A 12,424-nucleotide genomic window follows, 5' to 3' on the forward strand; every position below is an offset into this window, starting at 1 on the left:
GACAGCTTAATTGAAAAATATTTTAAATTTATACTTTATTTAAATGAAAAAGTGCCTTGAATTATGACAGTTAGATTTAAAATTCAGGTAAAATCAGCGTTGTTTAAAAATCAATCAGGATGGCTTTTTGAGAATAGCAGGATATGTTCATGGAGCGTAGTCAAAAACATACGAAATTACGTTCAGGACATACAAGCCTTCGTCTATTTTTCTGTATGGTCATCATTATTTTCTCTATTTTATATATTTCCATTCCTCTCATTGTTCATAGTTATCAAGAATACGTCAAAACAAAACAAGCTCTCATCGAAATTACGAGTCTACGGGCTTTGGTGCAAACGGCAAATCAAATTTCTAAAGAAAGAGCACCATCTAATCAGGCAATGTCGAGTCAACCGAATGAGTTATTTATAAATAAAGAAAAGTTGCAACGTCATCGACAGGCTGTAGATAATCAGATTAATCAAACCATTTCAGTATTAAAGCAGAATGGTTTTCAATCTATTGCAGGACATTTGCAGACTGATCTCAAAGTGAAATTAGCTCAGGTACGTCGTGTTGTTGATGTTTATATTGAAACACCGTATTCACAAAGAAGTTCTCAACAACTGGATCATGCAATTTTAGCGCTTTTCTCTGTGTGGGATGAAAATAGGCTTTTTTTAAAATTATTAATGACGCAATTAGAAAGTAAAGATAGCGACATGTCGAATTATTTTACTTCAATTCTCATCCTAACAGATATGCGTGATCAGGCTGGGCGTATTGCATCTAACATTATGGCTCCAATCACTTTTGCTGAACCGATTTCTGATGCAAATCGAGCACGTTCTTTACAGACTCAGCATCAGGCAGAATATCTTTGGTCGTTGGTTGATACGATTCAACCTGAACAGACCAAAACACTAAAATATAAACTTTTGCATGAACGTGTAAAAACGGAGTTTTTAGAGCAGGGGTTGCCTTTAATTTCTAAATTACTTGATCAAAGTGAAAATGCTGAACCGTATTCTTTAACAGGGACGCAACTGACCGAGCGGATGGTTGATAAATTTACCACTGTGATGGATTTACAGAACTATATTTTAGATTATAGCTATGAAATCGTTAAGCAGCAGAATAAAGAAGCTCAGCAGCAGTTTATTTTTAACTTTGGTATTTCGATTGTTTCATTGCTTACAGCAATTTTCACAATGAGCTATGCCAAGAGACGTGTATTTCAGCCTTTAATTAGAGCAAGAAATATGATTCTGAGCTTATCAAATAGTCCAACTGAACCTTTTACTGGTAAGCAGTCTCGGCAGGAATTCTTTTCTTTATTTGAAGCGATAGAAAGATTAAAAAGTATTTTGAAACAACGTGACATGATGGAGTCGCAGCTTAAGAAAGTTGCGAACTCAGATATATTAACGGGTGTCGCAAATCGTTTGGCTTTGGAAGAATATATCAATGTTTTAGAGTCAAAGCCTGAAGGCCTATCAGAAACCTGTGTCATTGTGATTGATATTGATAATTTTAAATTTGTGAATGATCAATATGGGCATATTGCGGGTGATCAGGTGATTACCATGATTGCAGACCAACTCAAGCATAATGTGCGAGCTTCCGATTTAATCGTTCGTTATGGTGGTGATGAGTTTTTAGTCGTGATCGAAAGTATTGAAATGAACGCAGCAAAAGCGATTGCTGAAAGTATTCGTTCAGGCATATTAAAACAGAATATTATGACCTCAAATGTTGGTGAGTTGATTCAGGTTTCAGTGAGTATAGGAATTGCGATTGGAGCTGAAACTTGGTTAGAGTTATTAGAAAAAGCTGATCAATCTTTGTTAAAAGCGAAAGCAAAAGGGAAGAATGTTGTAGAGGGGTAACACGCTTACCCCAATCTATTTTGTCTTCTCAATTAAATAGTTTATAAAGTTTGTGCAAGAAACCAGCATGAATTTGGCATCGATATAAGATAAATTCGATTCTTCTAGCATTGCGTGACGTATACCATCACCATCCGAGGCATAACCATAAAGTTGGCTTAAACTGCTTTTAAGGGCGGTATGTAAACTATATTTTTCTTCAATGATTTTGAGTGCCTTACCTAAAGTTGCTTTATCATCCTGAGTAATGATCTTACAGATTGATTCTACGGCGCTAATGGATTCTTTAATCGAGTTTCTGTAATCAGGATTTTGTCGATCTGACATTAGCTTTAATGCTTGATTTAAATGTAGTTGAACACCCGAATATTGGTTGGTATGTTGCAATACTTCTTCGATGGATTCGATTTCTTGTTCTGCAGTAATTGGTACTATTTCATCATTTATGATGCGGTAAGCACTGTTCTCTCTCTCCAAGGCATTATTTATAAAGATTATAAAAGTTGATTTAAATTTTCCTTTTAAGAGCTGATTCGGTAAATTTTTAATAGTAAACTCAATAAAATCATAAATCTCAAACCATTCAAATTTCTTGAAAAAATAGTTGCGAATTATCCTTTGAGTGTCTGAAACGGTATGGGGAATCTCATCAACGGGTTTTTTTAATAATGTGACCCAATATGAACGGAATAATGGGTAAAGACTATAGTTGTTTATAGATGGATGTATACTGCTGTTAAACTCTCCAGATTCCAAAATAATAAGATGATATGCATTCCACAAAGAATTTTTTAAATCATCATCTATGTTTTCTTTTTGAATTATCTCTCGGACAGGTTTATATCCATATCTTTCTGAAAACCGCATTATTTACCTCAAAATTCTAAAAATTTTCTTTATTCAATCTTAAAATCTCCCTTAGCCCCTCTTTTAAAAAAGAGGGGAGAAAGTCTTTGTTTTGATAGTGAGTCTATGGTTAGTGAATGAGTTATTTCAACATTGGTTTCAAGAAACGACCTGTATGTGAAATCTCAACTTCAGCAACTTGCTCAGGGGTTCCTTCGGCAATGATTTGACCACCGCCAGAACCACCTTCGGGACCAAGGTCAATTACCCAATCGGCGGTTTTGATCACATCCAAATTATGCTCAATCACCACAATGGTATTACCCTTATTTCGTAGCTCATACAAAATGTCGAGTAACTTGGCAATATCATGGAAATGTAAGCCTGTAGTTGGCTCATCCAAGATATATAAGGTTTTACCAGTATCTCGTTTTGCTAACTCACGCGCTAATTTCACCCGTTGTGCTTCACCGCCTGATAGAGTTGTTGCTGCTTGACCCAAACGAATATAGCCTAGACCTACTTGCATTAAGGTATCTAAACGGCGGTGAATCACAGGAATGGCACTAAAGAATTCAGCAGCATCTTCTACGGTCATTTCTAACACGTCTGAAATGTTCTTGCCTTTATAACCAACCTCTAAAGTTTCACGGTTATAACGCTTGCCATGACAAGCATCACATGGCACATACATATCAGGTAAGAAGTGCATTGCCACCTTGATCATGCCATCGCCTTCACAAGCTTCACAGCGTCCGCCTTTCACGTTAAACGAGAAACGACCTGCACTATAACCACGTGCTTTGGCTTCAGGCGTTTGCGCAAACAATTCACGAATTGGGGTAAATAAGCCTGTATATGTGGCAGGATTCGAACGTGGGGTACGACCAATCGGACTTTGGTCAATATCAACCACTTTATCTAAGTGCTGTAAACCATCAATCGAATCAAACTTTTCTGCGGTCAGCGTTGTTGCACCATTGAGTTGAGTCGCAGCCAAAGGCAATAAAGTACGGTTAATCAGTGTTGATTTTCCTGAACCTGAAACCCCAGTCACACAGGTCATAATGCCGAGAGGAATGGTAAGATCGACATTTTGTAAGTTGTGTCCGCTTGCGCCAGACAATTTAATGACTTCATCTGGACGAGGTGATTGAGTACGCTGTTTCGGTACTTCAATCTTCAATTTGCCTGAGAGGTATTGACCTGTAAGGGAATCAGCATGGCTTGCCAACTCATCATACGTTCCTTCTGCAATGATTGCACCGCCGTGAATCCCTGCACCAGGACCAATATCAATAATATGATCCGCGGCACGAATTGCATCTTCATCATGCTCAACCACAAGCACAGTATTGCCGAGATCGCGTAAGCGAATTAAGGTTTGTAATAGGCGATCATTATCACGTTGATGCAGACCGATTGAGGGTTCATCCAGTACATACATCACACCCATTAAACCTGCGCCAATTTGTGATGCAAGGCGGATACGTTGTGCTTCACCACCTGATAATGTTTCGGCTGAACGTGCAAGACTGAGATAATTTAAGCCGACACTGACGAGGAAATGTAAACGCTCACGAATCTCTTTAAAGATTTTATCCGCGATTTCACCTTTGGCACCTTCAAGATTGAGGTCTTGATAATAGTTTTCTGCATCACCAATCGACATCTTGGTGATTTCTGCGATGGTCTTATCTTTAACACGAACATGGCGAGAAATTTCGTTTAGACGTGAACCATCACAGGCATCACATGCTGCATTGGATAGGTATTGAGCTAAATCATCACGCACATAGTTCGATTCAGTTTCACGATAACGGCGTTCTAAGTGTGGCAGAATCCCTTCAAAGGCTTGTACACGGCTATGTTTACGACCACGTTCATCGATATAACTGAGGTCGATTTTCTCTTTGCCTGTGCCTTGTAAAAATTTCTTTTGGGTGTCTTTATCTAAACTATTCCAAGGCTGATCGAGATCAATACTGAAATGATCCGCTACTTTTTGCAGCATGGTGTAGTAATACGGACGTTGTCTGTCCCAACCCTGAATTGCACCTTGGCTAATGGATACTTCAGGATTTGGAATCAACTTTTCTGCGCTGAAATGACTACGAGTTCCCAAACCATCACAGACAGGGCAAGCACCGAATGGATTATTGAATGAGAACAGACGTGGTTCGAGTTCAGCTACGGCACGGTCACATTCAGGACATGAATGTTTTGCAGAGAACACACGTTCAGGATGTTCGCCATTCATCCACGACAACACCGCAATATCACTACCTAGACGTAATGCGGTTTCAAACGATTCTGCGATACGATTGCCAAGATCGTCACGGACTTTAAAGCGATCGACCACGACTTCGATGGTATGTTTTTTCTTTTTATCCAGTTCAGGTGGGGTATCAATATCAATGATTTCACCATCGACACGGGCACGGACAAAACCTTGGCCTTGTAATTGTTCAAATAATTGGGTGTATTCACCCTTACGCTCACGCACCACAGGTGCGAGTAACATCAATGCTGTACCTTCTTCTAATCCTTTTACCGCATCAACCATTTCTGAAATGGTTTGTGCCACCATCGGTAGATCATGTTCAGGACAGTAAGGCGTTCCTACACGTGCGTAAAGCAAACGCAAATAATCATAAATTTCGGTAATTGTACCTACAGTTGAACGTGGATTATGGCTAGTTGATTTTTGCTCAATCGCGATTGCAGGTGATAAACCTTCAATTGAGTCAACTTCAGGTTTTTCCATTTGCGAAAGGAATTGGCGTGCATAAGCTGAAAGTGATTCGACATAGCGACGCTGACCTTCAGCATATAAAGTGTCAAATGCAAGGGATGATTTTCCTGAACCTGAAAGCCCTGTGATCACCACAAATTTGTCACGTGGAATATCGAGTGACACATTCTTTAAATTATGGGTACGTGCGCCTCGAATACGGATATGACTTTGGCTCATGAAAACATCTCAGTAATGTGCAAATAGAAGATCAAAATACATTGAACAGCAATCTCATAGATCATTCATCATTTAATTTGAATGTATTGAAAGAAAGCTCAGTACTAATCAATTTAAAATAATTTCTGAGCAGCATTTTGCTGTTGAATGGGTCTTATATGATAGCGCCTTAAAATTGTTCAAGTGGTATAAAAATATTTAAAACGACAAATTGTGACGGTTAAATCACATTTATAACGAGTATCACATACTGACCGAGTTGTATTTTTATCATTCCTTTTCTGATTTTACTACCGTAAAGCTGTTGCAGAATAAAAATACACAAATTTACTAGACGACTGGTCTAATATTAATTTATAGTATGGCTATGAAACGATCAATCAAGAGTGAAGCAACTCGACAGCATATCTTGGATACTAGTTTTGAATTGGTATTGCGTAAAGGTTTTGTAGGAGTTGGCTTACAAGAAATTTTAAAAGCCTGTGATGTGCCAAAAGGTTCGTTCTACCACTATTTTGCGTCTAAAGAGGCATTCGGTTGTGCCTTATTAGAACAGTATATGGCTGACTATAAAGTACGAGTCGAACAGCTTTGGCAGCACACTGAACAAAGTGCGTATGCACGTTTGATGGCTTTGTGGCAGGCATGGATTGACGATCCAATTTATGGCAGTTGGGCAGAAAACTGCTTAATTGTAAAACTCGCGGCTGAAGTCTCTGATTTATCAGAAGACATGCGACAGATTTTAAATTTAGGTGTGCATCGACTCACGCAACGCGTGGCGCTGTTATTGCAAGAAGGGCAGCAGCAAGGTTCGATTCCAACACATCTTGATCCATTTAAAACAGCTCAAGTGATGTATCAGCTTTGGTTAGGGGCTGCTTTGATGACCAAATTGGCACAAGACAAAGCACCGCTACATCTGGCTTTAGAAACCACCAAACAGCTGTTACAACCAATACAGGAATAAATCATGCAAAGTATTATCCATCAACAATTTGGCGAGCCCGTAGATGTTTTAGCATTAGGCGATATGCCGAAACCTGAGCCTAAAGCAGGTGAAGTCCGTATTAAAACGATTATGTCCCCAATCCATAATCACGATGTGTGGACGGTGCGGGGGAGTTATGGCTATAAGCCAACTTTACCTGCAATTGGCGGTAGTGAAGCGGTAGGTATTGTCGACGCTGTGGGTGAAGGTGTTGATCACAGCAAATTAGGACAACGTATTGCTGTTGCGGGCGTACATGGCAGTTGGGCAGAATATTTTATTGCGCCTGCACAAAGTATTATTCCTCTAAATGATGCGATTGATGATGAAACAGCAGCGCAATTGATTGGGATGCCAATTAGTGCTTTGATGTTACTCGACTTTGTGAATGTTCAAGCAGGGCAATGGTTGATTCAAAACACAGCCAATGGTGCGGTCGGTAAAACTGTAGCGATGATTGCTCAGGCGCGTGGTTTGCAAGTGATTAATCTCGTGCGTCGTACCGATGCAATTGCCGAGATGCAAGCTTTAGGCATTCAACATGTAGTTGCCACGGATCAAGCGGATTGGAAGCAACAAGTCAAAGCGATTCATGCTGATCAGCCATTGATTGCAGGCGTGGACTCAATTGGTGGAACGGCCAGTGGTGAAATGCTGAATCTACTGAGTGAGAATAGTGTATTGGTTTCATTTGGCAGTATGACGGGCGAAACTATGCAGATTTCATCGGGCGATTTGATTTTCAAACAGGCAACGGTGAAAGGTTTTTGGGCAAGTGTGGTGAATAAAGAAATGCCAGCAGAGCGCAAAAAGGCGTTATTTGTTGAGTTATTAACGCTTGCGATGCAAAAGAAATTAGTTTTACCTGTGGAAGGTGTTTTTAGTTTTGATGATATTAAAACGGCTGCACTCAAAGCAACTCAGGGTGCGCGTCAGGGCAAAGTGTTGTTAAAGCCTTAATTGGGAGAACAGATGACCAGTCGTGAGGCTGGTCTACTTAAATTGAGTCATAAAATAAAAAGGAAAATTATATGATTGGACAACTGCTCGTAGGATTAATTGCTGTCTTACATGTTTATATTTTAGTACTGGAAATGTTTTTGTGGGATAAGCCCTATGGTTTAAAAGCTTTTGGTAATAGTTTGGAAAAAGCTCAGCTCACTAAAGTTTTAGCGCAGAACCAAGGTCTTTATAATGGGTTTCTTGCAGCAGGTTTGTTTTGGGCATTAATTGCACCTGAAACCTATGCGGTGGCTTTGGCGAATTTCTTTTTAGGCTGTGTGTTGATTGCAGGTATTTATGGTGGTTTGACTGCAAGCAAAAAAATTATTTACATCCAATCTGTACCCGCATTGCTTGCCTTAATTGCGGTTAACTTTTTTTAAGCAATTAAAGGTATTCACTCGATCTGATTTATGTTTTAATGCAACCAGTTTGAGATGAGCCTCATACAGTATATCGGACAATAAGATATACGACTAAGCCCCCATGAGGGGCTTTTTTATGTCTGTGAAAAATGTAAATGAAGATCTGATAGGCGATTAAGCTTGATCCAAACCTAACCATTGACATTGTTGATACGCGCTGTCCCAAAACAACCATTCTAATTTAGCGCCCATGGTATAGGCTGCATGCATTTTTGCTAAAGTGTCTTGATCACATCGTGCCGCCACTTTATCTACAGTTGTAATCACATTTCGAACCGCTGTATTAAACTCTTCACCTGCATAGGTATCAATCCATGCTTGATATGGATTATTAGGAACTGATTGATTTACGATGTCTTTACCGACCTCAGCATAAATCCAAAAACAGGGAAGCAATGCTGCCAAGATCACAGGATAACTTTCTGACCAAGCCGTTGCGGTTAGGAAAGAGGTGTAATGGTGGCAGGCAAGCGTTAACGGCGTGCTTTCAAACTCAGCCTTGCTGATGTCAAATTCCTGCATAAAATCACTATGCAGGCTGCGCTCTACAATAATCGCAATTTTTGCTGCTTCAGAAAATTGAATCACATCATCTGCTTCATAGGCTTTTGCCGCAGCTACAGCAAGCGCACGACCATAAGCTAGTAAATAGTGAGCATCTTGAATCACGTAATGACAAAAAGCTTTACGATCCAACGTCCCTTTAGCTAGTTCTTGATTGAATGGTAAAGCTAATATTTTTTGATATAAATCGTGATTACGTTGCCATACATCTTGAGAAAACGTCATGAAATGAACCTATTAAAGTACATATAAAAGAAATCTTTCAGCACTATAACAGAGTCTAGTTTAGATGGTTTCTTTTGCCAAACAAGTCCAACAATCTTTTCTCTTTTTGGGTCGAAACTCGCCTACAATAGCTACATTTCTATAACTCAACGATTTCGCATAAGGCTGTTCATGAAGCATTTTCGTTTTTCTATATTCTTTACGGTAGTGTGCTTAGCACTATCTGCCTATTGGGGCTACACGCATGGTCCTGAAGCAGGCGTAGCTACGATGCTTAAAGCATTAACGATTACTGCGATCTTGGCAGTAATGGAAGTTTCACTATCCTTTGATAATGCTGTGGTAAATGCTTCGGTATTACGTAATTGGGATCATTTCTGGAAAATGATTTTTTTAACGGTAGGTATTCTAATTGCCGTGTTTGGTATGCGTTTGATTTTCCCTGTCGTTATTGTCGCTGTGACGGCAGATATGGGCATGATTGAAGTCGCTAAAATGGCATTGAATGATCCAAAAACCTATTCAGAGCGTTTAATGGCACATCATGCTGAAATTTCAGCATTTGGTGGTACTTTCCTGTTAATGGTGTTTTTAAACTTCTTCTTTGATGATGGTAAAGAAACGCATTGGTTTAAGTGGTTAGAAGCAAAATTAGCGAATTTAGCTAGTGTGCCAGCAATGTCTGTTTTTCTCGCATTGATTGCCATGATTATTATGGCAGCCAATGTTGAAGAGTCTGTACGTTTGGCTGTGACCATGGCAGGGATCTGGGGTATTGTCATATATATTGGCGTGCAGGTGCTTAGTCATCTCCTCGGTGGTGAGCCAGAGATTGATGAAAATGGTAATGCGCTTACGCATGATGCAAATGGGGCTGCTTCAGGTATCGTGAAAGCTGGATTTGGTGGTTTTTTATATCTTGAAGTCTTAGATGCATCGTTTAGTTTCGATGGTGTGATTGGTGCATTCGCGATTACCAGTGATGTTGTCATTATCATGTTAGGTCTTGCGATTGGTGCAATGTTTGTCCGTTCAATGACCATCTATCTTGTTGAAAAGGGCACGTTGGATGCTTATATTTTCTTGGAACATGGTGCGCATTATGCGATTGGTTCCTTAGCTTTTATCATGATCGCAAGTGGTACAGGCTTACATGTACCTGAAGTTGTAACGGGCCTGATCGGGGTTGCCTTTATCGTTTGGGCCGTGATCGCATCTATTCAATATAGCAAGCGAGAACAGCAAGCTTCTTAAGCTTATTTTCAGCTAAGTGGTATATTTTAAATAAAGGAGCACGATTTGCTCCTTTATTTTTTCTCCTAAAGATTGTGTTTTTCATAATCTACTTACAACCTTGTTAAGCGAATCGCTTATAATTCGCTAAGCCAGTTATAGTGTCTTATCAATAATGAATGCTTTAGAACGCCGTTCAACTTTTGCCTTAAGCAGCATTTTTGCCTTACGCATGTTGGGTTTGTTCATGATTATTCCTGTCTTTTCAGTGGCAGGACAATCTTATCAATATGCCACGCCTGCCCTCATTGGTTTAGCTGTAGGGGTCTATGGTTTAACACAAGCAATTTTGCAGATTCCGTTTAGCTTGTTGGCTGATCGTTTTAGTCGTAAACCATTGGTTGTGCTTGGTTTGCTCTTATTTGCGATTGGTGGTGCGATAGCAGGTTTATCTGACACAATTTATGGTGTGATTATTGGTCGTGCGATTGCAGGTGCAGGTGCAGTTTCAGCCGTAGTAATGGCTTTACTGGCCGATGTGACCCGTGAAGAACAGCGGACCAAAGCCATGGCAGCGATGGGGATGAGTATTGGCTTGTCTTTCGTGGTGGCATTTAGTTTAGGGCCTTGGCTCACTAGCTTAGTCGGTATTTCTGGGCTATTTTTCGTGACAACAATTATGGGATTGGCTGCGATTTTGATGTTATTGCTCGTGCCTAAAGTCACCCGACATCATCGTAATTTCCAACAGGGTTATTTATCGCAGTTGAAACAAGTCATTCAAATGGGCGATTTGAATCGCTTACATGTCTCTGTTTTTTCTCTGCACTTATTGCTCACAGCAATGTTTATTTATATTCCTTCTCAGTTGATTGAATATGCACAAATTCCACTGGCAAAACATGGTTTGATTTATTTGCCATTATTGGTGCTGAGTCTGTTCTTTGCTTTTCCAAGTATTATTATTGCTGAAAAATATCGCAAAATGCGCGGTATTTTCTTGTCAGCAATTGCTGGAATTATTGTGGGTTTATTGATTCTTATTTTTGGTTATGAATCGAAATATGTATTGCTCGCAGGGCTTGGTATTTTCTTTATCGCCTTCAATGTCATGGAAGCGTTATTGCCATCTTGGCTATCGAAAGTTGCACCTATTCAATCTAAAGCAACTGCGATGGGAATAAATGCCAGTAGCCAATTCTTAGGTGCTTTTTTTGGTGGTACTTTGGGCGGACAGCTTTTGATGTTACAGAATACTGCACTTGGCTGGAGTGTCCTCTCTGGGATTGCTATACTTTGGTTGTTGGTCAGTTTTGGGCTGGCTCAACCTCGATATTTGTCTTCAATTGTGTTGCCTCTACCTCAAATGACACAAACGGATGAATGGACTTCAAAATTGTTGGCAATTCGTGGTATTGAAGAAGTCGTGGTGATGCCTGAACAACAAGTTGCTTATATTAAAGTCGATAAACAGTGTATAGATGATGCTGGGCGACAAGATTTAACGCACTTGATTGGCAAAGAGGTAGCCATTTAAACATAACTCTTATAAAGTAAAACATAGAAATACATAGGATGAAGACAGCTAATGCGTGGTGTGAATAAAGTTATTTTAGTAGGTACTTTGGGTAAAGATCCTGAAACAAAAACTTTTCCAAATGGTGGATCCCTGACTCAATTTTCGATTGCAACAAGTGAGTCTTGGACAGATAAAAATACAGGCGAGCGTAAAGAACAAACAGAATGGCATCGTATTGTGTTACACAACCGTTTAGGTGAAATTGCACAGCAATATTTGCGTAAAGGTTCAAAAGTTTATATCGAAGGTTCATTACGTACTCGTCAATGGACAGATCAAAACGGTCAAGAGCGTTACAGTACTGAAATTCGTGGCGATCAAATGCAGATGTTAGATACACGTCAACAAAGCGAACAAAGCGGCGGTGACTTTAATCAACCACGTTTTAATAACAACAATAATCAAGGTGGTGGTTACCAAAATACGGGTTATAACAACAACCAAAATGGTTATGGTCAGGGCGGTGGCTTTGCTGGCGGTAATCAAGGTAATTATGCAGGTAGTCCACAAGCAGGTAATGGTTTTAATACACCAAAATCAGCACCTCAGCCTGCGACAGCCCCTGCTGATTTAGATGATGATTTACCGTTCTAGTACACCCTAGAGACTATGTTTTGTAAAGTTTATTAAATTATTCTTTATTAGCAGTTAGTTACAAATAAAATTTACAGATACTAGAAATGGTTCTGTAAATTTTTTTACTTATATCTTATG

At 39.6% G+C, this 12,424-nt stretch carries 10 protein-coding genes; 7 read left to right on the top strand and 3 right to left on the bottom strand.

The features are described from left to right. The first annotated feature begins 149 nt into the window (after positions 1-149). Positions 150-1,871 (top strand): GGDEF domain-containing protein, encoded by a 1,722-nt coding sequence (locus AAV96_RS15050; protein WP_046739893.1) that lies wholly within the window; start codon positions 150-152, stop codon positions 1,869-1,871. 15 nt (positions 1,872-1,886) lie between these two features. Here AAV96_RS15050 and AAV96_RS15055 read toward each other — a convergent pair whose 3' ends face one another. Together AAV96_RS15055 and uvrA are read right to left on the bottom strand one after the other, a co-directional pair. Next, the gene (locus AAV96_RS15055; RefSeq protein ID WP_046739894.1) at positions 1,887-2,738 is read right to left on the bottom strand and encodes an AbiJ-NTD4 domain-containing protein; all 852 of its coding nucleotides are present in this window, start codon (positions 2,736-2,738) and stop codon (positions 1,887-1,889) included. A gap of 121 nt (positions 2,739-2,859) precedes the next feature. Beyond that, a complete protein-coding gene (uvrA, locus tag AAV96_RS15060; RefSeq protein ID WP_046739895.1) occupies positions 2,860-5,691 on the bottom strand; it encodes an excinuclease ABC subunit UvrA in 2,832 nt (943 codons plus the stop codon). 367 nt (positions 5,692-6,058) lie between these two features. Between uvrA and AAV96_RS15065 the strand changes: the two genes are divergently transcribed. From AAV96_RS15065 to AAV96_RS15075, 3 genes are all read left to right on the top strand, one after another. Further along, positions 6,059-6,661, top strand: coding sequence for a TetR/AcrR family transcriptional regulator (locus tag AAV96_RS15065; RefSeq protein ID WP_046739998.1), 603 nt, complete (start codon positions 6,059-6,061; stop codon positions 6,659-6,661). Between the two features lie 3 nt (positions 6,662-6,664). Continuing rightward, complete coding sequence (locus AAV96_RS15070; RefSeq protein WP_046739896.1) at positions 6,665-7,642, top strand: zinc-binding dehydrogenase; 978 nt, start codon at positions 6,665-6,667, stop codon at positions 7,640-7,642. A gap of 71 nt (positions 7,643-7,713) precedes the next feature. Further along, complete coding sequence (locus tag AAV96_RS15075; protein ID WP_046739897.1) at positions 7,714-8,067, top strand: DUF1304 domain-containing protein; 354 nt, start codon at positions 7,714-7,716, stop codon at positions 8,065-8,067. A gap of 156 nt (positions 8,068-8,223) precedes the next feature. On the opposite strand, the gene tenA is transcribed toward AAV96_RS15075, so the two are convergent. Beyond that, on the bottom strand, positions 8,224-8,898 hold the full coding sequence (gene tenA / locus AAV96_RS15080) for a thiaminase II (protein ID WP_046739898.1): 675 nt from the start codon (positions 8,896-8,898) through the stop codon (positions 8,224-8,226). A gap of 171 nt (positions 8,899-9,069) precedes the next feature. Here tenA and AAV96_RS15085 point away from each other — a divergent pair, with 171 nt between their 5' ends. The 3 genes from AAV96_RS15085 (at position 9,070) to ssb (ending at position 12,304) form a co-directional block, all read left to right on the top strand. Next, complete coding sequence (locus AAV96_RS15085; RefSeq protein ID WP_046739899.1) at positions 9,070-10,152, top strand: DUF475 domain-containing protein; 1,083 nt, start codon at positions 9,070-9,072, stop codon at positions 10,150-10,152. A gap of 151 nt (positions 10,153-10,303) precedes the next feature. After that, entirely contained in the window at positions 10,304-11,668 is a 1,365-nt protein-coding gene (locus tag AAV96_RS15090) for an MFS transporter (RefSeq protein ID WP_034602552.1), read from the top strand. 51 nt (positions 11,669-11,719) lie between these two features. Next, positions 11,720-12,304: a single-stranded DNA-binding protein gene (gene ssb, locus AAV96_RS15095; protein WP_046739900.1), complete on the top strand. Its 585-nt coding sequence runs from the start codon at positions 11,720-11,722 to the stop codon at positions 12,302-12,304. Positions 12,305-12,424: the final 120 nt, after the last annotated feature.

The sequence above is a fragment of the Acinetobacter sp. AG1 genome, assembly GCF_001005525.1.
GTDB classification, from domain to species: domain Bacteria; phylum Pseudomonadota; class Gammaproteobacteria; order Pseudomonadales; family Moraxellaceae; genus Acinetobacter; species Acinetobacter modestus.

Bases quoted from the DNA above. Each gene is read 5' to 3' on its own strand.
- AAV96_RS15050 (WP_046739893.1), top strand. From the start codon at position 150: ATGGAGCGTAGTCAAAAACATACGAAATTACGTTCAGGACATACAAGC.
- AAV96_RS15055 (WP_046739894.1), bottom strand. From the start codon at position 2,738: ATGCGGTTTTCAGAAAGATATGGATATAAACCTGTCCGAGAGATAATT.
- uvrA (WP_046739895.1), bottom strand. From the start codon at position 5,691: ATGAGCCAAAGTCATATCCGTATTCGAGGCGCACGTACCCATAATTTA.
- AAV96_RS15065 (WP_046739998.1), top strand. From the start codon at position 6,059: ATGAAACGATCAATCAAGAGTGAAGCAACTCGACAGCATATCTTGGAT.
- AAV96_RS15070 (WP_046739896.1), top strand. From the start codon at position 6,665: ATGCAAAGTATTATCCATCAACAATTTGGCGAGCCCGTAGATGTTTTA.
- AAV96_RS15075 (WP_046739897.1), top strand. From the start codon at position 7,714: ATGATTGGACAACTGCTCGTAGGATTAATTGCTGTCTTACATGTTTAT.
- tenA (WP_046739898.1), bottom strand. From the start codon at position 8,898: ATGACGTTTTCTCAAGATGTATGGCAACGTAATCACGATTTATATCAA.
- AAV96_RS15085 (WP_046739899.1), top strand. From the start codon at position 9,070: ATGAAGCATTTTCGTTTTTCTATATTCTTTACGGTAGTGTGCTTAGCA.
- ssb (WP_046739900.1), top strand. From the start codon at position 11,720: ATGCGTGGTGTGAATAAAGTTATTTTAGTAGGTACTTTGGGTAAAGAT.